Below are 20137 nucleotides of genomic sequence, written 5' to 3'. Positions count from 1 at the left end.
GGGTATTAGCGATTGAGTATTTCGGCCGCCCTGACTGCAAAGTAGGTCAGGATGCCGTCGGCACCGGCGCGCTTGAAGCTCAGCAGGCTTTCCATAATAACGGACTCTTCATCCAGCCAGCCGTTCTGGAAGGCGGCCATGTGCATGGCGTATTCACCGCTGACCTGGTAGGCAAAGGTGGGTGCCTTGAGTTCGGTTTTGACGCGACGGACGATATCCAGGTACGGCATGCCCGGCTTGACCATCACCATGTCGGCCCCTTCAGCCAGATCCAGAGCGACCTCATGCAGGGCTTCATCAGAGTTGGCCGGGTCCATTTGATAGCTGTTCTTGTTGCTCTTGCCCAAGTTACCGGCAGAGCCCACCGCATCGCGGAAAGGACCATAGTAGGCGCTGGCGTATTTGGCGGAGTACGCCATGATGCGGGTATTAACCAGGCCGTGGCTTTCCAGCTCTTCACGAATGACACCAATGCGGCCATCCATCATGTCACTGGGCGCAACAATGTCGGCGCCGGCCTCGGCGTGGGACAGGGCCTGCTTGACCAGGGTATCGACGGTACGGTCGTTCAGCACATAGCCATCTTCATCGATGATGCCGTCTTGACCGTGGGTGGTGAACGGGTCCAGCGCCACGTCGGTCATGATCCCCAAGTCCGGCAGAGCCGCTTTCAGAGCACGTACCGTGCGCTGTACCAGTCCCTGAGGGTTATAGGCTTCTTCTGCCAGCTCGCTCTTGGCGCTGGGTGGTGTTACCGGGAACAGCGCCAGCGCAGGAATGCCCAGGGCATGCCACTCGCGCGCCTTTTCCACCAGCAGGTCGATGCTGTAACGGCGGACGCCCGGCATGGAGGGGACATCTTCCACCTGCCCATCACCCTCCAGCACAAATACCGGATAGATGAGGTCGTCGGTGCTGAGCGTGTTCTCTCGCATCAGGCGACGGGAAAAGTCATCCGCACGCATACGACGCATGCGGGTTTCCGGGTAATAACGCTGACTATTGGTAAACGCCACGGTTCTTTCCTTATAGCTGGGTGCATTTGACGACAAAAAGATGACAGCGAGATGACAGAGGGCCTGTTCGCGCCGCAATGCATTTGGTAATGCCTTACATCTTAACGTACTCTTGAGCCTCTTCGACATGGCACGTATCAAGACGTTCCGACTCACTTTGCAGACCCACCTATCAAGGAGTCATACCAGCATGAAAAAGATTGCAGTGATCCTGTCCGGCAGCGGCGTTTTCGATGGTTCCGAGATCTACGAGTCCGTCCTGACCTTTTTGCGCCTGGAGCACCATGGCGTCCAATATCAGTGCTTTGCCCCCAATGTCGAGCAGCTGCATGTGATCAACCACCTGACAGGCGAAATTGCTGAAGGCGAAACCCGCAATGTACTGGTGGAAGCCGCACGCCTGGCCCGTGGCGAGGTAAAGGATCTGGCCGATGCCGATGCCGGCGACTTCGATGCGTTGATCATCCCGGGCGGTTTTGGCGCCGCCAAGAACCTCAGTGACTTTGCCGTCAATGGCCCCGAGTGTTCGCTGAATGAAGACCTGGTCCGTTTTGCCCGCGCCATTCACGAGGCCGGCAAACCGGTGGGATTGATCTGCATTGCCCCGGCCATGACACCGAAGCTGCTGGGTACCGGCATCCAGTGTACCGTCGGCAGTGACGAAGGGGTTGCCGGTGCGATTGAAGCCATGGGCGGCAAACACCAGCTGTGCAGCGTTGAAGAAATTGTCATCGACCAGGAACAGAAAGTGGTAACCACGCCGGCATATATGCTGGCTGGCTCTATTTCAGAAGCGGCATCCGGCATTAACAAGCTGGTTGATGAGGTAATCAGTCTAGCCTGATCTTAAATTAGGAAAAATTCCTATATCCAGATTTTTCCTGATGCGCATAATAAGCAGTGTGGATCTCCTGTTCAGGGAACGAATACAAGGATGGCCCAGTAGCGGTACAGGACGAAAGGATTCCACCGGCAGGATGCTGTTTAACCGCACGGATAGGAAGCCAGAGGAAGGAGTGCTTTGATGGATCTTTGCACTCCTTTCGCTCCGGCCCCCACATTTCCTATCCGTCCCTGATATTTGGCCCCCACCTTCTTTCTTCGTTCGGCGTTACGTAAACGCCTGTCTTCCGTTTCACCTGCTATCAAACACACACCAGCCTTTGAAACCCGATATAGCCTCAAATGTCTGATTCTCGTTGCTGAAGATTAACCCCCTCCTGATCTGGCGTCAGGGTGCTTTAGCAGGTTGTTGAAAAACGTTATCGAGGCAGCCGAGGCTAGGCAAAAACAGGCGAAAAAGCGCAGTTTAGTAGGCTAAATGAGCATTTTGAGCCTGTTTTTAACGAAGCATTCGACAACGCAGATAGATTTTCGACAGCCTGTTAGGCGGGTGACACACTCATATCAGGGCGGGGATGCCAGAGTTCACGGGCAAGATTATCCAGCGGCACCTGACGCCCCGTGGTAATCCAGCGGGCCAGAGTACCGGCCACATCCGGCCAGGGCATGGGAGCGCCTGAAGGCAGCTCCAGCCAACGCTCAATCGGTTCCTGGCCGAACCGCGGCATCACCCAGGCCAGCCCCATCTGCTCCAGCACGGCCGCATTGGAAATCTGCTCAACCTGCCCTCGCAAGGGCTTCACCAGCAGACTTTTACCCGCCTGAATGGCCTCGCTGCAAAGACCAAAACCGGCATTGGCAATCACACCACGACAGCTGTACAGATCCTGCTGAAAGCCTTCACGACTGAAGGGGCACAGCTCGATATTGCCGATCCGGCGTGGCTGATCGACACCGGCATAGACGCGGAAGCGGAAATCGGAGAAGCCGGACAGCCAGTAGATGATCTCATCGAGAGCTTCAAACGGCAGATACACCAATACCTTGGTTTCGTCCTCACTGAGCGTACCCTGCACCGGTTCAATCATCGGTGGCAGTATGGGCGCATTGAAGGCATGCCAGTGCAGACCGATCATCTCGTCGGCCGGGGCAAAGAAGCGTATGCAGGGCTTGAGCCAGGGCATGAAACCAGTGCCGGGTATGCGGTGCAGGAAGGCATACTGATGCGCAATGCCGACCGAAGGCACACCACTGCGACGTGCCGCCCAGGCCGTTACCGGTTCAAAGTCAGTCAGCACCAGGTCATAGCCATTGAGATCCAGCGCCCGGATATCCTTCACCAGTTGCAGCGGACGGTTATGGGTCAATGTCTGCCAGCGCTGGACACGGCCCGCATCGGTCACGAACGTCAGCCCTTCACGGTGGGCATAATCACCGAAGGGCTCCATGTTGAACAGGCGTGCCTGATCACGACCACTGAACAGCATATCCACCTCGGCACCCGCCGCCTGCAATGCCGGCAGCAGCACTCGCGCCCGCGTGATATGGCCGTTACCCGTCGCTTGTACGCCATACAGAATTCGCATCAAAAGGCCTCCCACAAGCCGATGCCCAGCAAGGCTGCGCTCATGCCCAGCAAGGCACCCGCCAGGATATCAGTCGGATAGTGCACGCCCAGCATCACGCGTGAGCCACCGACCAGCGCCGCCATGACAAAACCCAGCGCCGCCAATGAAGGATAGAACTCGGCCAACAGGGTGGCGAACACGAATGCTGCCGCAGCGTGACCCGAGGGAAAACTGAATTTATCGGAGGGTTCGATAGCAGCCTTGAAGCCATCATCGAGGTGACAGGGGCGGTCGCGCCGGATGGTATTTTTCAGCAACAGATACAGCGGCAGCTCCAGCGCATAAGCCGTCAGACCTGCCTGCAGAAAGGCCAGCCCGTCTTCGGGCTCCCAGAGTGCCAGCGCGACTCCCAACAGGAGGTACAGGCTGCCATCACCCAGCCGTGAGATCCAGCGACTGCTGGTCATGACCGGTATTGAACGACCATACCCGTTAAACCAGTAAAAGGCGCGGGCATCAAAGGCGTTTAGCTTCTGCAGACGGTTCATGGCAGTCACCCTGTCATTATTCTACAGGATGGCATTGTGACCGCTGGCGGGTGACAGGCCGGTTACTGCGCCTTTAAGCTTTGGTGACAGCCCCGGCATGCAGCCAGTCGGCGATCAGGTGCGCCAGCAGGCCGGGTCGGTCCCAGGGCAGCATATGCCCCTCACCGGGCACCGCTTCCAGCTCGAACGGTTGGGTCAATGTCGCCTGCACACGTTGGGAATAACTCAGCGGCAGCACCTCATCCCGATCACCATGCACAATCAAGCCCCGAAACGGATAGCGCCGAGTCAGCGACCCCAGGTGACAGGTAAACAGGCTGGAGAGCGTCCCCAACGGATAATCAAACACGACCCGAGGATCAGCGTTGATCTCTTCACCGGCCGGATGGCCGGCCAGCAGCTGCTCGTAATCGATAAAGCTCTGCATGGGCAAGGCTACCCCCGGCATCAACAGGGCACTGCCCCAGATCCAGGACCAGCCCAGATGGTGCACCATATCCGGCGCCAGCGCTGGTACCAGCAAGGTGCCACAGACCACCGCCTGAATACGCGCATCGGCCTCCGCTGCCGCAACCGCCAGCAGTGCGCCTATGGAGTAGCCATACAGATAGACCGGCTGCTCCGGGGACGCCTGGTAATGATCAATGACTGCCTGGATGTCACTGACAGACTGCTCCACCGTGTAGAGCCCACGAGGGCCGCCGGAGTAGCCATGGCCACGCAGATCCAGCCCCACCACATTGAAGCCCAGCTTCGAGAAGCGACTGAGCAGATCCGCGTAGAGCTCGGAGTACGTCCCTATTCCCGGCACAAACACCAGTAACGGAGCATCATCGGCATGGAAATAATATTCGGTATGCAGTGGCACATCGCCAATGTCGGCACACTGGCGCTGCGCCAGCAGGTGACTGATGCCCAGCTTCTCTCTCAGCACACGGCGGTGCTGGTCGGTATCCAAATCGGTCTTGCAGTTCATGATCACCCCGGTTGTTTATGCGCCTAGCGCTGACACTGACGGCAGAAAACCGTACTGCGTTGACCCAGTTTTACTTCACTCAGGGGTTCGCCACAACTCAGACAGGGCTCACCTGCCCGGCCATAAACCGCCAGCTCCTGTTTGAAGTAGCCGGGCTTGCCGTCGCCGCCAACAAAATCCTTTAGTGTGGTGCCACCCTGCTCTATCGCCTGCGCCAGCACCACCTTGATCGCATCCACCAGAGACGCCAATCGAGCTGCGGCAATGCGCCCGGCCGCACGGCGCGGATTGATGCCGGCACGGTACAGGGCTTCGTTGGCATAAATATTACCAACCCCCACCACCACCTCGGCATTCATGATCAGCGACTTGATGGCCGTCTTGCGCCCCTTGCAACAGGCCTGCAGATACTCGGCATCAAAGGCATTATCCAGCGGTTCCGGCCCCAGCGACGCCAGTAACGGGTGCAAGGTACCGTTTTCCTGCCAGAGCACGGCACCGAAGCGACGCGGGTCGGTCAGCCGGAGCAACTGGCCGCTTTCAAGAATGAAATCCACATGGTCATGCTTGCCCGCCGGGCTGCCGGCTGGCTGGATCCGCAAGCTGCCGGACATGCCCAGATGCAGAATCAGAGTACCACGGGCAAAGCGCAGCAGCAGGTATTTGGCCCGGCGCTCCACCGACTGTACCTGATCACCCTGAATCCACTGCCCCAGCTGCTCGGGTACCGGCCAGCGCAGGCGCGGCTGGCGAACCTGCAACTCGGTAATGCGTTTATGCTCCACATGAGGGGCAATTCCGCGGCGGGTCGTTTCAACTTCAGGCAACTCGGGCATGTATTCTCCTCGGATGTCGTTCAGCGCAGTATATCAGCTTCACTTCGCGCTCGGCGTCCGCACACGCAGCACCAGGTACACCCCGGCGACGGCCAGTACCATACCGCCCACCGCCAGCGGCGACAGCTGTTCGTCAAACAGCAGCCAGGCCTCCAGCGCGGTTACCGGCGGCACCAGGTAGAAATAGCTGGCAACCCGTGCCACTTCCCCTTCCCGAATCATCAGCATCAGCAGCAGAATCGCCGTGACCGACAGGCCAAACACCAGCCAGGCCAGCGCACCGATCAACTCGGGGTGCCAGATGATCTGATGCTGCTCAAAAGCCAGCGTCAGTACCGCCATCATCAGGCCGGTGGAGAGGTATTGATAGAAAGACCCGGTCAGCAGGTCCGTGCCCGCGCCAAAGCGCTTCTGATACAGGGTTCCGATGGAGATGCCAAACAGGGCAATGCAGGCCGATATTACGGCTTCCGGGCGCAGTTCAAACTGCCCGGGCTGCAGCCCTGTGCCCAGCACCAGCATCACGCCCAACAACCCCAGCAGCAGCCCCAGCCACTGACGCCCCTGCAGCGCCTGGCCCATTACGCCCCAGGCCAGCACTGCAGTCAGCACCGGCTGCAACCCCACCAGTATCGAGGTGACACCGGCCGGCAGCTGCCATTTGATGGCAGCAAAGACACCGCCCAGATAGCAGCCATGCACCAGCGCTCCCGTCACCATCTGGTGCATGGCCTGACGTGGTGCGGGCCACTTGGCTCGAAAGATCAGAATCAGCCCCAGAAACACGCCCAGGGTAATCAGGGTGCGAATCAGCAGCAGATAAAAGGGTTCGATATAGGGCAGGCCAAAGCGGGCACCGATAAAACCGGTACTCCAGAGCAGTACAAAGATCAGCGGGACAAAACGAATAACGCCGGGGGGCAGTGACATGGTCTTGGGCCTCACAGGAGTGTAATGACCGTTATCCTAACAGCGCGCAGGCATAAAAAAACCCCGCAGCGCACGAGGCATTGCGGGGTTCCGGGATCTCCAGTCCAGAATCAATTACTTGATCTTGGCTTCCTTGTAGATCACGTGCTTGCGAACAACCGGGTCGTATTTCTTGAATTCGAACTTATCCGGAGTGTTACGCTTGTTTTTGTCAGTGGTGTAGAAGTGACCAGTACCAGCAGAGGATACCAGACGGATCTTCTCGCGAGCGCTCTTAGCTGCCATGATTCAATCTCCTCAGACTTTCTCGCCACGGGCACGCAGTTCGGTCAGAACCACATCAATACCCTTCTTGTCGATGATACGCATGCCCTTGGAGGAAACACGCAGACGTACGAAACGGTTTTCGCTTTCTACCCAGAAACGGTGCCAGTGCAGGTTCGGCAGGAAACGACGACGCGTTCTACGCTTTGAGTGGGAAACGTTGTTACCGGTTACCGGGCCTTTGCCCGTTACCATGCAAACTCGAGACATTGTGAAAAACCTTTTTTACAGGGTTAAGTTACCTCTGTCCGATGTTTATTGGCTGCGCAACCGGCGTAGCCTCAGGCGGAGCGTCCAATCCAAAAACGTACTCTGGACAAAATACCGTACCATTAAGGGACAGAAGGCCGCGCATTATACAGCCACCTGTACACCGGCGCCAGCAAATTGTTGCTTTTTTCACCAGTTTTTAAATAAGGCCTCGTTCGGCAAAGGACACGGCTTCGCCATCGCCAATGACGATATGGTCCAGCACCCGTATATCCACCAATCCCAAGGCATCGACCAGGCGCGTGGTAATCTGCCGGTCTGCCTGAGACGGCTCGGCCACACCGGAAGGGTGGTTATGCGCCAGAATCAGGGCCGCTGCATTGTGCGCCAGCGCCAGTTTGACCACCTCGCGCGGATGCACACTGGCGGCATTGATGGTGCCGTAGAAAAGGGCTTCGAAACGGATTACCCGGTGGCGGTTATCCAGCAGCAGGCAGGCAAACACCTCACGCGGCTCATGACGCAGCCGACTGGTCAGGTAGCGTCGCACTTGTGTCGGGCTCTCCAGCGCCGAGTCCCGCACCAGTTGCGCTTCCAGGTGCCGGCGCGACATTTCCAGCACCGCCTGCAGCTGGACATACTTGGCCGGCCCCAGCCCGTGCGCCAGACAAAAATCCTGTTCGCTGGATTCCAGCAGTGGTCGCAAGCCGCCAAAGTGCTCCAACAGCTGTCGTGCCAGATCCACGGCACTGCAACCCTGCACCCCGGTACGCAGAAAAATGGCCAGTAATTCCGCATCCGACAGTGCCTGAGCACCGCGCGCGAGCAGCTTTTCACGCGGCCGTTCCTCGGCCGGCCAATCCCTGATTGCCATGTCTCACCTCCCTGTGAGTGACTGTATGTTGGCTGAACCTCCCTACGCTTTGGCCAGCCGAAGTGGTATCTTAGCGCCCTGTCCCAAGATGAGAAACAACCGGATACTCAGGGTATGCATAGACTTACTAACCGGCGCATTTTGCTCGGCATTACCGGCGGAATCGCGGCCTACAAGAGTGCCGAGCTGACCCGACTGCTGAAGGGTGCCGGCGCCGATATTCGTATCGTCATGACCCCGGCGGCTACCGAGTTCATTACGCCGCTGACACTGCAGGCGCTGTCCGGCCACCCGGTGCACCTGCAGCTGCTGGACCCTGAAGCCGAAGCCGGCATGGGCCATATCGAACTGGCCAAGTGGGCCGACATGATTCTGGTCGCGCCTGCCAGTGCCGACTTCATGGCCCGTTTCTGTGCCGGTATGGGTGACGACCTGCTTACCACGCTCTGCCTGGCCACTGAAGCGCCTATTTGTCTGGCTCCGGCCATGAATCAGGCCATGTGGCGCGACCCGCGCACTCAGGACAACGTGCACCAGCTCACCTCCCAGGGCATCAAGCTGTTTGGCCCCGGTGTCGGTGCCCAGGCCTGTGGTGATACCGGCCCCGGTCGCATGCTGGAGCCGGGCGAGCTGGCTGAGCTGGCCGCCGAACAGTTCCAGCACGGCGCACTCGCCGGCAAACGTGTCTGCATTACCGCCGGTCCGACCCGCGAACCGCTGGATCCGGTGCGCTATATCTCCAACCACAGCTCCGGCAAGATGGGCTACGCTCTGGCAGAAGCCGCCGCCGATGCCGGCGCCAGCGTGCGCCTGATCAGCGGCCCGGTGAACCTGCCCGCTCCGGCGCGTGTAGAAGTCACGTCCGTGGAGACCGCCGAGGAGATGCTGGCCGCCAGCCTGGACGGTATCGACCAGTGTGACCTGTTTATCGCCGCCGCGGCCGTTGCCGATTACCGCCCGGTGTCCGTTGCCGAGCACAAGATCAAGAAAGGCAGCGAAGAGATCATGGAGCTGCGGCTGGTCAAGAACCCGGATATTGTCGCCACCGTCGCCGGCCTGCAGGAACACCGCCCCTACACCGTGGGCTTTGCCGCCGAGACCCGGGATGTGGTGGGCTATGCCCGCAGCAAACTGGCGCGCAAACAGCTCGACCTGATCGTCGCCAACGACGTCTCCAACCCGGAGATCGGGTTTAACAGCGATGACAACGCCGTCACCCTGGTCAGTGCCGATGACGAGATCAGCCTGCCCCAGACTTCCAAGCGTCAGCTGGCCCGCCAGCTGATTGAACAGATCGCACAGCAATACCATCAGAGCACGCAATGAAAGCACTGCAAGTCAAAATCCTGAACGACCGCATCGGCCGCGACATTCCGCTGCCCGCCTACGCCACCGACGGCTCCGCCGGCCTCGACCTGCGCGCCTGCCTCGATGAGGCGCTGACACTGGAGCCGGGCCAGACCGAGTTGATCCCCACCGGCCTGGCGATCCATATCGAAGATCCGGGCCTGTGCGCCATGATCCTGCCGCGCTCGGGTCTGGGCCATAAGCACGGTATCGTACTGGGCAACCTGGTCGGCCTGATCGACTCCGACTATCAGGGCCAGCTGTTTGTATCCTGCTGGAACCGCGGCCAGACCACCTTTACTGTCGAGCCGGGTGAGCGCATTGCCCAGATGGTACTGGTACCCGTGGTCCAGGCCGAGTTCGAAATCGTGAATGAATTTGGTGATTCCGAGCGCGGAGCCGGTGGCTTCGGCTCCTCCGGCCGTCACTGATTGTAAGTACTTACAGACTACAGGAAAGCCTGCTCATGCCTTATCCGCTTGACCAGTTCGACCGCGATATCTTTCGTGCCTACGATATCCGCGGCATTGTCGGCCAGTCGCTGACCGAGCCCACCGTGTATCATATCGGCCGTGCCTTTGCCGCCGAAGCCGCTGCACGCAACATCACTCAGGTGGTGGTAGCCGCCGATGGTCGCCTGTCCAGCCCGCGCCTTAAGGAACTGCTGATTGCAGGCCTCACCGACAGCGGCTGCCAGGTGCTGGACACCGGCTATGTGCCCACCCCGGTACTCTACTTCGCGGCCCATCAGCAGGCCGACCAGACCGGCATCATGATTACCGGCAGCCACAACCCCTCCGACTACAACGGTTTCAAGATGATGCTGGGCGGCGAGACCCTGTCCGGCGATCAGATTCAGGCGCTGGCCAACCGTATTGAGAGCAGCGACTATGTTGACGGCCAGGGCCAGTCGGCATCGCACGAGGTGGAACAGGCCTATCTGCAGCAGATTCTGGGTGACGTTAAACTCAAGCGTGGCATGAAGGTCGTGGTGGACTGCGGTAACGGCATTCCCGGTAACCTGGCCCCCGCCTTGATCGAACAGCTGGGCTGCGAGGTTATTCCGCTGTTCTGTGATGTGGACGGTACCTTCCCCAACCATCACCCCGACCCGGGCAAGCTGAAAAACCTGCAGGATGCGATCGCCGCTGTAGCCGAGCACCAGGCCGATCTGGGCCTGGCCTTTGACGGCGATGGCGACCGCGTCGGGGTGATCACGCCCAGCGGCCATGTCATCTACCCCGACCGGGTGATGATGCTGTTTGCCGAGGATGTGCTGAGCCGTAATCCGGGCGCCGAGATTCTGTTCGACGTGAAGTGCTCCCGCCTTCTGCCGCAGGTGATTGAACAGGCCGGCGGCAAGGCCACCATGTGGAAGACCGGACACTCCCTGATCAAGCGCCAGATGAAGGCCTCAGGGGCCCTGCTGGCCGGTGAAATGAGTGGCCACATCTTCTTCAAGGAGCGCTGGTACGGCTTTGACGATGGCCTCTACAGTGCCGCACGCCTGCTGGAGATCCTGTCGGCCCGCAGTGAAGATGCCGATGCCATTTTCACCGCCTATCCGGAAGACATCAGCACGCCCGAGATCAACATCGAAGTGCGTGAAGACAACAAATTCACCCTGGTCGAAGCCCTGCAACAGGCCGAGTTCCCGGGTGGCAGTGTCAGCCATATCGACGGTGTCCGTGTCGATTACGCCGACGGCTGGGGCCTGATGCGCGCCTCCAATACCACGCCTATGCTGGTATTGCGCTTTGAAGCCGAAAGCCAGGCTGCCCTTAACCGAATCAAGTCCGAGTTCCAGTCGCGTCTGAGCGCCATTGATTCCACGCTGCTGATTCCAGACGCCTGAACCGCCAGCACGATACAAGGAGATATCATGCCTCTGTCCCGTACCCAAGCCATGTCGACCGCCGATGTGCTGTCCGTGGCCATGCCCTATATCCAGCGCTTTGTTGGCAAAACCGTCGTCATCAAGTACGGCGGCAACGCCATGATCGACGAAAAGCTCAAGGCCAGTTTCGCCCGTGACATCGTGATGATGAAACTGATCGGCATCAACCCGATTGTCGTGCACGGCGGCGGCCCGCAGATCGGCAGCCTGCTTGAGCAGCTGAAGATCGAGTCCCACTTCATCAATGGCATGCGCGTCACCGACTCCAAGACCATGGATGTGGTGGAAATGGTGCTGGGCGGCATGGTCAACAAGGAGATTGTGGGCCTGATCAACACCGCCGGCGGCAAGGCGATCGGCCTTACCGGCAAGGACGGTGAACTGCTGCGTGCCCGCAAGCTCAAGGTGAAGCACAAAACGCCCGAGATGGAAGCCCCCGAAATCATCGATATCGGCCATGTGGGCGAAGTAGAAAGTGTTAACGTCCAGGTGCTGGATATGCTGGTCCACTCCGACTTCATCCCGGTCATCGCGCCCATCGGTGTGGGGGAAGACGGCCACGCCTACAACATCAACGCCGATCTGGTCGCTGGCAAGGTTGCCGAAGTCCTCAAGGCAGAAAAGCTGATGCTGCTGACCAATATCGCCGGCCTGCTGGACAAGGAAGGTCAGGTTTTGACCGGCCTCACTACTGAGCAGGTGGACGCGCTGATCGCCGATGGCACCATCTACGGCGGCATGCTGCCCAAGATCGATTGTGCCCTTGGTGCCGTGAAGAGCGGCGTGCGCAGCGCCCACATCATCGATGGCCGTGTCGAGCACGCCTGCATGCTGGAGATCTTCACTGACGAAGGCGTGGGTACCCTGATCAGCAACGATGACATCGGAGTAGATGCGTCCGCATGAGCGATAAAGAGCAGAAAATCTCGCGGCGGGAGCAGATCCTGCAGGCGTTGGCTCGCATGCTGGAGAACAACCCGGGTCAGCGCATCACCACTGCTGCGCTGGCACGGGAGGTCGGCGTGTCAGAAGCCGCCCTTTACCGACACTTTCCCAGCAAGGCGCGCATGTTTGAAGGGTTGATCGGCTTTATCGAGGAGACCCTGTTTTCCCGCATCAAGCGCATTATCAACTCGGATACCCCCGCGACCCGCCAGTGTGAGCAGATTCTGACCCTGCTGCTGGCATTTGTGGAGAAGAATCCGGGTATGGCCCGCATCCTCACCGGTGACGCCCTCTCAGGTGAAACCGACCGTCTGCGGGTTCGCATTAACCAGCTGTTTGAGCGCCTGGAAACCCAGCTCAAGCAGGTGATGCGTGAAGCGGAATTGAAGGAAGGCCTGCGTACCGAGATTCCGGCCGGCTCTGCCGCCAACCTGGCATTGGCCGCGGCTGAAGGCCGGATTCGCCAGTTTGTCCGCTCGGAGTTCAAACGTCGCCCGACCGAACACTGGCCCGAACAATGGGCGCGCCTGGGCAGCGGCCTGTTCAGAGCTGCCTGAGCTTGGTGATACAGCAGCATTAAGACATTAAAAAGGGGCCTGATGGCCCCTTTTTTGTTTATTCGCTCGTGGCTTTCATTTATTCGCTCACGGCTGAAGTTCGTTGCAGGATCTGCATCGCCTTGAGCAGGTTCAGGGCTTCAAACAGCTGGAAGTCGCGTGCGGACAAGCCATCGCTGGGCAAGGCTTCAGGCGCTGCCTCACCTGCTGCATTTTCCAGATGACCGGCCAGGTCCCGTTCCTTGATGCGCCCGTCTTCTGCCAACAGGGTCAGTTTGGCTTCATCGACATGAAGATCAGGTTTGATGCCCTGTGCCTGTATGGAACGGCCGCCCGGCGTGAAATAGCGTGCGGTGGTGAGCTTGATGGCTCGCTCCTGCCCCAGCGGCAGCACGGTTTGTACCGAGCCCTTGCCGAAACTGTCGGTGCCCATTACGAGCGCACGCTGATGGTCCTGCAACGCACCGGCCACAATTTCCGAAGCCGACGCACTGCCGCCGTTAATCAACACCACCAGCGGTGTATCCGGTGCTGCGGTATCGGCACTGGCGTTAAAGCGCAGTTCGGAGTTGGGCAGACGTCCTTCGGTATAGACGATGGTCCCTTCGTCCAGGAAGGCATCACTGACCGCTACGGCGGCCTGCAACACACCCCCCGGATTGTTACGCAAATCCAGTACCAGTCCCTTCAGCGCCTCGTCCTGCTGCATCTCGGCAATCGCTTCGACCAGATCTTCGCCGGTGTGTGACTGGAACTGGGACACCCGCAGGTAGCCATAGCCCGGCTCCAGCAGTTCATGGCGCACGCTGCGCACCTTGATGACATCGCGCACGATCTCCAGCTCCAGTGGCTGGTCACGGCCCTCACGCATGATGGTCAGGCGGATCGGTGTACCCACTTCACCGCGCATGAGGTCGATAGCTTCACTCAGATCCATGCCCTGCACCGGCGTATCGTCCAGCCGCATAATGAGGTCGCCGGCCTTTACGCCTGCGCGCTGGGCGGGAGTGTCATCGATGGGCGCGATCACTTTGATAAAACCGTCTTCCAGTCCCACCTCGATGCCCAGGCCGCCAAACTCGCCACTGGTGTGAATCTGCAGGCTTTCAAACGCTTCGGGTTCCAGATAGGCCGAGTGCGGATCCAAACCGGTCAGCATGCCGCGAATGGCATCTTCCAGCAGTTCCCGGTCATCCACCGGCTCCACATAGGCCTGCTTGATACGATCAAACACATCGGCAAACATGCGCAACTCGGCCAGCGGCAAGGGTTTGGTTTCGACAGCAGCCTCTTCCTGGGCCTGAATGGGCGTTGACAGCCCCAGGACGCAACCCAGCAAGGCAGTGGTGAGCGGTGTGCGACTGAAAAACTTCATGATCTGATTCCCTGCAAAGTAGGTTAGCGTCGCTGCAACCAGGCAATGGGGTCGATTGAGCGGCCCTTGTAACGAATGGCAAAGTAGAGCCCGGTTTCGGTACTCCCGCCACTGTTGCCAGCCAGCGCCAGGGTTTCTCCGGCGCCGATCCACTCGCCCGGTTCCCGCAGCAGGCTGTCATTGTGTCCGTAGAGGCTCAGGTAACCACCTCCATGATCAATAATCAATACCAGACCATAGCCGCGCAGCCAATCCGCGAACACCACTCGGCCGTGGTGAACCGCTTTAACTTCCGTACCGACAGCAGCATCGATCAGCAGGCCTTCATAGTCGACATTGCCGACCTGGCTGCCAAAAGCACGTTTGACCCGCCCTGTTACCGGCCAGCCCAGTTTGCCCTTGCGCTGATTAAACTTGAGGCCGTCCTGCTGCAGGCGAACCTCTTCCAGCGAACGACGGATCTCCTTCAATACCGCTGCCAGCTCCACCTGATCCTGCTCCAGCTGGCCCAGACGGCTGCGATCGCTGCTCTGCTGCTTGCGCAGGCTGGCCAGCGTTTTCGCCTGGGCCTCACGTGCCTTGGCCAATTCCTGGCGCTGCTGTTCGAGCTGCTCGCGCGTCCCCAGCAAGGCGGTATCCGTTTGCGCGATGGCTGACTGGGTTTCGGTGAGCGCATTCAATGCCTCACGGTATTCAACCAGTTCCTCATTCAGGGTCGCTGTAAGCTGATCGTAATATTTCAGCATGCGCGACAGTTCCTGAGGATCTTCCTGAGACAGCAACAGCTTGATGGCGGGCTGTCGACCCAGGCGATACTGCTCTCGCAGCAGCGCCCGTACCTGGTTTTCGCGGGCCTGAAGCGCCGCCAACAGACGGTCTTCATCCTGCCCCAGCGTGTCACGCCGGCTTTCCAGGCTCTGCTGCTCAGAGCCCAACTCCTGCAGGCGAGCCCTTACTTCGCCGATACGCTTGTCATGGCGCTTCAGTTCACGCTCGGCCGCTACCAGCTTCTGCTCACGTCGAGACAGAGCCTTCTGCAGTTTGCCGATCTGCTGCTTGACTGCTTCCAGCTGCTGTTCAGTCGCAGCCGGATCCGGCGCTGCCAGGGCAGTGCCAGCAAACAGCCAGCACAGAAGCAGCAGGCACAGGGCCCGCACCCTTAGTCCTTCGCAACCAGGCTGTGGCCGGTCATTTCGGCGGGTGCTTCCAGCCCCATCAGATCCAGCAATGTCGGTGCCAGATCACAGAGGGCACCATTCTTGAGGGACAGGCTTTCGGCACGCGGGCCGTCATAGATCAGGGCAACAGGCCAGATGGTGTGCGCGGTATGCGGCTGACCGCTCTCCGGGTCCTGCATCATTTCCACATTGCCGTGATCCGCTGTGATCAGCACTTCACCATCAACATCCGCCAGGGCTGCCAGCACCTGAGTCAGGCTCTGATCCACGGTTTCCACCGCCTTCACGGCAGCGTCAAAGCTGCCAGTGTGACCTACCATGTCACCATTGGCATAGTTACAGACAATGAGATCGTATTTGCGGCTGCGGATAGCGTCACAGAGTTTCTCGGTGACTTCAGGCGCACTCATCTCCGGCTGCAGGTCATAGGTTGCTACCTGAGGAGAAGGCACCAGAATACGGTCTTCACCTGGGTAAACCGCTTCCTGGCCACCGTTAAAGAAGAAGGTGACATGGGCGTACTTCTCGGTCTCCGAAATACGCAGCTGGGTGCGGCCCAGAGATGAGAGGTATTCACCCAGGTCGTTGTGAATCGCTTCCGGCGGGTAGGCCACCGGAGCCGGGATGCTGGCCGCATACTCGGTCATCATCACGTAGCCGCTCAGTGCCGGGCGCGCCTGACGCGTAAACCCGTCAAAGTCATCTTCGACGAAGCAGCGGGTGATCTCGCGGGCACGGTCCGGGCGGAAGTTGGCACAGATCAGGGCATCACCGTCCTGCACGCTGGCCAGCGGCTGGCCCTCTGCATCCGTGATTACGGTGGCTTTTACAAACTCGTCGTTTTCGTCACGACCATAGGCCGCTTCCAGAGCTGCCGGCCCGCTGGTCGCTGTGACTTCAGCCTGGCCCAGCGTCATGGCGTTGTAGGCCTGCTCAACGCGATCCCAGCGGTTGTCGCGGTCCATCGCAAAGTAACGGCCAACAACCGTGGCAATACCACCGGTTCCCAGGCGTTCGAAAACCGCCTCAGCCGCCTTCAGTGAAGGCTCTGCAGAGCGCGGCGGCATGTCGCGGCCATCCAGAATCGCATGCAGGTAGACCTGCTTGGCACCACGTTTGACCGCCATTTCCAGCAGGCTGAAGATATGCTCTTCATGACTGTGCACACCGCCCGGTGACAGCAAGCCCATGACATGTACCGCTCGATCAGCGGCAATGGCTGCATCCATCGCCTGGCACAGAGCCGGGTTTTCGAAGAAATCGCCATCCTCGATCGACTTGGAGATACGGGTGAAGTTTTGATACACGGTGCGGCCGGCACCGATATTCATGTGACCCACTTCGGAGTTGCCCATCTGCCCTTCAGGCAGGCCTACGGCCATACCGGAGGTTTCGATACGGGAGTTGGGGTTTTCAGCCAGCAGACGATCCCAGGTCGGGGTCTGGGCCGCTTCCACCGCCGAGGAGGGGGTAACCTCCACGCCGAAGCCATCAAGAATAATCAGTGCCTTGGTTGCGCGAGCATCAGTCATGGTGTGCTTATCTGTCCGGGTCGGTTAAAAAACAGGCAGCCATTTTAACGCTCTGGCCGTCGATTAGCTAACACTGTGCCGCTGTTTTGCCCCACTGCTCTTATCGCTGTCACAGTGGGCATGTATACTTGCTATCTTCTTATATCCGTGCACCTGATCGGAACACTTATGGAACGCCTGATCGAATTCGCTATACAGCATTACTATCTGGTCGGAGCCTGGGTACTGACCCTTCTGCTCCTGCTGGCGACCGAAAAACGCAAATCCGGCAAGTCCGTAACGCCGGCAGAAGCCACCCGCATGATCAACAAGGAGTCCGGGGTGGTTCTGGATATTCGCACTCGCAAGGAGTGGGATACCGGGCATATCACCAGCGCGCACCATATCCCGCTGGCCGACCTTGACCGCCGACTCAATGAGCTGGACAAGTACAAAAGCAAGCCTGTCGTCGTGGTGTGTAACCTGGGCCAGGCTGCGGGTACCGCAACCAAGAAACTCAAGGCAGCCGGTTTTGAGCAGGTTGTGCGCCTTTCCGGCGGCATGACCGAGTGGAAAAACCAGAACATGCCAATCGTAAAGTGACCCCCATGGCTGATACGACTATTTACCTGACGCGCTGGTGCCCTTTCTGCACCCGTGCCATTGCGCTGCTCGACAGCAAGCAGGTGGAGTACACCGCCATCGACGTGGATGCCAACCCGGCACTGCGTCAGGAGATGATGACGCGCAGTGAACGCCGGACCGTGCCGCAGATTTTTATCGGCGAAACACATGTCGGTGGCTGCGACGAGCTGTTCGCACTGGAACGTGAAGGCAAGCTTGATGCCCTGCTCAGCGCCTGAGAAACAATAAAACCCAAGGAATTTATCAATGTCTGATACTGAAACCGCTAACCAGCAAGCCAATCAGCCCCAGTTCGCTCTGCAGCGCGTATACGTGAAAGATGCATCTCTGGAAACGCCGGCAGGCGCCAAGGCTTTCACTCAGCCCTGGCAGCCGGAAGTGAACCTGGAAATGAACACCCGCACCAACGCGCTGGACGAAAACCACCACGAAGTTGTGCTGACCCTGACCGTCACTGCCAAAAACGCTGAAGAGACCGCATTCCTGGTTGAAGTTCAGCAGGCAGGCATCTTCCTGGTCGCCGGTATCGAAGGCCCGGAACTGCATCACACTCTGGGTGCATTCTGCCCGAACCTGCTGTTCCCATACGCTCGTGAAGCCGTTGACAACTTTGTCACCAAGGCAAGCTTCCCTCCGCTGATGCTGGCTCCGGTCAATTTTGACGCGCTCTATGCTCAGCAGATGCAGCAGCGTGCAGCTCAGGAAGGCAACGCAGAAGCCCACTAAGGCGCCTCTGATTGCCCTGAGCGGGGGTCAGGACTCGTCCGACTCCCGCTTTGCCCAACGCCGACGGGTTGCAATGTAATTGGCGTTGAAGCGATCAAAATACCCCTCCAGATGCGCCGCCGCATCCAGATCCCCAACCTGCTCAAGCAAGGCAATCGCCACCTCCGCCGTACACAGATGATGGTCTATTTTGGAACGTCTCAGTTTGTAGCGGCTCAAACGGTCCGTCTTCGGTTCTATTACCGGCAGATGCTGCAGAAAGCGGCTATGACGGAACATGCGCCGGGCCTGACGCCAGGTACCATCCAGAATGATAAACACCGGGATACGGCCGTCCGTGCGGCTTACGTCATCCAGCATCCGCTCCTGATAGTCCTCGCCTGCCGGAAACACGATACAGGGGGCATAGCGGCTGTCATCGAGTGCATCCAGAAGTTCCTGGCTGGGCTCGGTACGGGACCATTCAAATACCCGGGTATAATTAATGGTATCCTGTATCAGGCGCCCGGTATTGGTCGGTTTGTAGAACTCATAACGATGTGTAAGCAGCCAGAAATGACAGCCAGCATCCACCTGAGTCCGCCATTCACAGATACATACCTCTTCCGGCAAGCGGCAGTCATCACAGCGTTTGACGCCTGAGCCACGCGCAACAAACGGCTTACGGGGAGGGTTTTCGATTTTCACGACCAGGACCTGCTGCAACTCGATAAAGGCGGCACTATACTGTTCCGTCTGTAGCCAAACAAGCCAGTCACTTCTGGATGACCTACTTGCATGACAAACGTAGATAATTTCCGTTCACTCATCCCCCCCCAGCCCGAAATCCTGTTGAAGCTGGCTGAGCTGTTCCGACATAAAGACCCTGACCTCAAAAAGATCAGTGCCCTGATCAAACAGGACGTGGCGCTTTACGCCCTCATCCTGAAGACAATCAACAGCCCTTTTTATGGTCTGAAGGCACCCGTTACGTCCGTCGAGCACGCGATCAACCTTCTCGGAACAGGCCAGGTGTTCAACCTTGTCCGCCTGACCATCATGCGCAATACGCTGAAGAAGACAGGGCGTATGGAGCGCTTCTGGGATACCGCCAAGGATGTATCGGACCTGTCTCTGCGTCTGCATACACGGATGAACCTGAAGTTAAGTCGGGATGATATCCATACGCTGGGGATGCTGCATGACTGTGGCCTGCCCCTGATGGTGCAAGCCTTCCCTGATTTTCGTGACACACTCAGGAAAGCACCCTGTTATAACGCACGGGAGATGGAAGTACTGCAGCAGCAGGTATATGGCTTCAGCCACTACCAGGTTGGCAGCCGCATGGCCGAGCGCTGGTTCCTGCCGCAGTATATTGCGGACAGCATTCGCCACCAGCCACAGCTGGAAGAAGTACTCAGTGACAGAATCAAGGTCGATGAACGTACCCGTGACCTGCTGGCCCTGCTCACCCTGGCCCAGGACATCAGTGCCGAGTTTCGCTATTACTGGCGTATCCAGCCCAGCGACCTGGCACCGCGCGTCAACCTGGCTCTGGCCTGCCTTGCCCTCACCGATTACGACTACCTCAATATCAAAGAGTCGTTGATCGACGCTTTAAACTGACCTCTGAGGGTAATGGTAGCCCCCACCATTGCCCAGCCGTCCTCTAGCCAAGCCTACACTCCCCGGTAACCGGTCCAGACAGACTTCACGTATAGAGAAGCAGGCTGTTGCCTATGCTTTCCCGTTCGCCATAACGCAAAAACCCCGATCTCAACGAGACCGGGGTTTTCACTTAATTCAATGCCTGGCATGGCGATGAGCGGCTCTCACAGGGGGCGGTCCGACG

At 58.8% G+C, this 20137-nt stretch carries 23 protein-coding genes; 10 read left to right on the top strand and 13 right to left on the bottom strand.

Features of this window, described 5'->3' with window-relative positions:
* Positions 1–5 precede the first annotated feature (5 nt).
* On the bottom strand, positions 6–1016 hold the full coding sequence (hemB, locus tag BW956_RS11905; protein WP_175612005.1) for a porphobilinogen synthase: 1011 nt from the start codon (positions 1014–1016) through the stop codon (positions 6–8).
* Between the two features lie 190 nt (positions 1017–1206).
* On the opposite strand from hemB, the gene elbB reads away from it, so the two are divergent.
* On the top strand, positions 1207–1860 hold the full coding sequence (gene elbB, locus BW956_RS11900; protein ID WP_010325030.1) for an isoprenoid biosynthesis glyoxalase ElbB: 654 nt from the start codon (positions 1207–1209) through the stop codon (positions 1858–1860).
* A gap of 541 nt (positions 1861–2401) precedes the next feature.
* On the opposite strand, the gene BW956_RS11895 is transcribed toward elbB, so the two are convergent.
* The 8 genes from BW956_RS11895 to radC all read right to left on the bottom strand — a co-directional run bounded on the left by BW956_RS11895 (position 2402) and on the right by radC (position 8125).
* Entirely contained in the window at positions 2402–3445 is a 1044-nt protein-coding gene (locus BW956_RS11895) for an MJ1255/VC2487 family glycosyltransferase (RefSeq protein ID WP_076462938.1), read from the bottom strand.
* The gene (locus BW956_RS11890; RefSeq protein WP_083703045.1) at positions 3445–3975 is read right to left on the bottom strand and encodes a phosphatase PAP2 family protein; all 531 of its coding nucleotides are present in this window, start codon (positions 3973–3975) and stop codon (positions 3445–3447) included. The genes BW956_RS11895 and BW956_RS11890 overlap by 1 nt, the downstream gene beginning before the upstream one ends.
* Positions 3976–4048: 73 nt before the next feature.
* Entirely contained in the window at positions 4049–4951 is a 903-nt protein-coding gene (locus BW956_RS11885; protein WP_076462937.1) for an alpha/beta fold hydrolase, read from the bottom strand.
* A gap of 23 nt (positions 4952–4974) precedes the next feature.
* Entirely contained in the window at positions 4975–5787 is an 813-nt protein-coding gene (mutM, locus tag BW956_RS11880; protein WP_076462936.1) for a bifunctional DNA-formamidopyrimidine glycosylase/DNA-(apurinic or apyrimidinic site) lyase, read from the bottom strand.
* Positions 5788–5826: 39 nt separating this feature from the next.
* A complete protein-coding gene (locus BW956_RS11875; protein WP_076462935.1) occupies positions 5827–6717 on the bottom strand; it encodes a DMT family transporter in 891 nt (296 codons plus the stop codon).
* Between the two features lie 114 nt (positions 6718–6831).
* Positions 6832–7002: a 50S ribosomal protein L33 gene (gene rpmG, locus BW956_RS11870; RefSeq protein WP_010325036.1), complete on the bottom strand. Its 171-nt coding sequence runs from the start codon at positions 7000–7002 to the stop codon at positions 6832–6834.
* A gap of 12 nt (positions 7003–7014) precedes the next feature.
* The gene (rpmB, locus tag BW956_RS11865) at positions 7015–7251 is read right to left on the bottom strand and encodes a 50S ribosomal protein L28 (protein ID WP_010325037.1); all 237 of its coding nucleotides are present in this window, start codon (positions 7249–7251) and stop codon (positions 7015–7017) included.
* A 199-nt stretch (positions 7252–7450) separates the two neighbouring features.
* Positions 7451–8125, bottom strand: a complete 675-nt coding sequence (radC, locus tag BW956_RS11860) for a RadC family protein (RefSeq protein WP_076462934.1) — start codon at positions 8123–8125, stop codon at positions 7451–7453.
* Between the two features lie 114 nt (positions 8126–8239).
* Between radC and coaBC the strand changes: the two genes are divergently transcribed.
* Genes coaBC through slmA form a run of 5 tightly spaced genes read left to right on the top strand, consistent with a single transcriptional unit; the run spans position 8240 to position 12871 of the window.
* The gene (gene coaBC, locus BW956_RS11855; RefSeq protein ID WP_010325039.1) at positions 8240–9451 is read left to right on the top strand and encodes a bifunctional phosphopantothenoylcysteine decarboxylase/phosphopantothenate--cysteine ligase CoaBC; all 1212 of its coding nucleotides are present in this window, start codon (positions 8240–8242) and stop codon (positions 9449–9451) included.
* Positions 9448–9903: a dUTP diphosphatase gene (gene dut / locus BW956_RS11850; protein WP_010325040.1), complete on the top strand. Its 456-nt coding sequence runs from the start codon at positions 9448–9450 to the stop codon at positions 9901–9903. Before coaBC ends, dut begins: the two co-directional genes overlap by 4 nt.
* A gap of 35 nt (positions 9904–9938) precedes the next feature.
* Complete coding sequence (locus tag BW956_RS11845; protein WP_076462933.1) at positions 9939–11327, top strand: phosphomannomutase/phosphoglucomutase; 1389 nt, start codon at positions 9939–9941, stop codon at positions 11325–11327.
* Positions 11328–11354: 27 nt separating this feature from the next.
* Positions 11355–12275 carry an acetylglutamate kinase gene (argB, locus tag BW956_RS11840; protein ID WP_076462932.1) on the top strand — a complete coding sequence of 307 codons (921 nt, stop codon included), beginning with the start codon at positions 11355–11357 and terminating at the stop codon, positions 12273–12275.
* Complete coding sequence (gene slmA / locus BW956_RS11835) at positions 12272–12871, top strand: nucleoid occlusion factor SlmA (RefSeq protein ID WP_076462931.1); 600 nt, start codon at positions 12272–12274, stop codon at positions 12869–12871. Before argB ends, slmA begins: the two co-directional genes overlap by 4 nt.
* Before the next feature lie 79 nt (positions 12872–12950).
* Here the strand turns inward: slmA and BW956_RS11830 are convergent, their stop codons facing one another.
* The 3 genes from BW956_RS11830 to gpmI are packed head-to-tail and all read right to left on the bottom strand — an operon-like array spanning position 12951 to position 16956.
* Positions 12951–14246 (bottom strand): S41 family peptidase, encoded by a 1296-nt coding sequence (locus BW956_RS11830; protein ID WP_010325044.1) that lies wholly within the window; start codon positions 14244–14246, stop codon positions 12951–12953.
* A 23-nt stretch (positions 14247–14269) separates the two neighbouring features.
* The gene (locus tag BW956_RS11825) at positions 14270–15403 is read right to left on the bottom strand and encodes a murein hydrolase activator EnvC family protein (RefSeq protein ID WP_076462930.1); all 1134 of its coding nucleotides are present in this window, start codon (positions 15401–15403) and stop codon (positions 14270–14272) included.
* Positions 15404–15405: 2 nt separating this feature from the next.
* Complete coding sequence (gene gpmI / locus BW956_RS11820; RefSeq protein ID WP_076462929.1) at positions 15406–16956, bottom strand: 2,3-bisphosphoglycerate-independent phosphoglycerate mutase; 1551 nt, start codon at positions 16954–16956, stop codon at positions 15406–15408.
* Positions 16957–17124: 168 nt separating this feature from the next.
* Between gpmI and BW956_RS11815 the strand changes: the two genes are divergently transcribed.
* From BW956_RS11815 to secB, 3 genes are read left to right on the top strand one after another with little or no spacing between them, the layout of a single operon-like run.
* A complete protein-coding gene (locus BW956_RS11815; protein ID WP_076462928.1) occupies positions 17125–17538 on the top strand; it encodes a rhodanese-like domain-containing protein in 414 nt (137 codons plus the stop codon).
* Between the two features lie 5 nt (positions 17539–17543).
* On the top strand, positions 17544–17798 hold the full coding sequence (grxC, locus tag BW956_RS11810) for a glutaredoxin 3 (protein ID WP_010325048.1): 255 nt from the start codon (positions 17544–17546) through the stop codon (positions 17796–17798).
* A gap of 28 nt (positions 17799–17826) precedes the next feature.
* Positions 17827–18306: a protein-export chaperone SecB gene (gene secB / locus BW956_RS11805; protein ID WP_010325049.1), complete on the top strand. Its 480-nt coding sequence runs from the start codon at positions 17827–17829 to the stop codon at positions 18304–18306.
* Positions 18307–18333: 27 nt separating this feature from the next.
* Here the strand turns inward: secB and BW956_RS11800 are convergent, their stop codons facing one another.
* Positions 18334–18993 (bottom strand): tRNA-uridine aminocarboxypropyltransferase, encoded by a 660-nt coding sequence (locus BW956_RS11800; RefSeq protein ID WP_076463172.1) that lies wholly within the window; start codon positions 18991–18993, stop codon positions 18334–18336.
* Positions 18994–19083: 90 nt separating this feature from the next.
* Between BW956_RS11800 and BW956_RS11795 the strand changes: the two genes are divergently transcribed.
* Positions 19084–19911 carry an HDOD domain-containing protein gene (locus BW956_RS11795; RefSeq protein ID WP_076462927.1) on the top strand — a complete coding sequence of 276 codons (828 nt, stop codon included), beginning with the start codon at positions 19084–19086 and terminating at the stop codon, positions 19909–19911.
* Positions 19912–20137: the final 226 nt, after the last annotated feature.

It is taken from the genome of Marinobacterium stanieri, assembly GCF_900155945.1.
Taxonomy (GTDB): Bacteria; Pseudomonadota; Gammaproteobacteria; order Pseudomonadales; family Balneatricaceae; genus Marinobacterium; species Marinobacterium stanieri.
The sequence above is the reverse complement of the archived record's forward strand: the minus strand, read 5'-3'. Positions and strand labels throughout refer to the sequence as shown.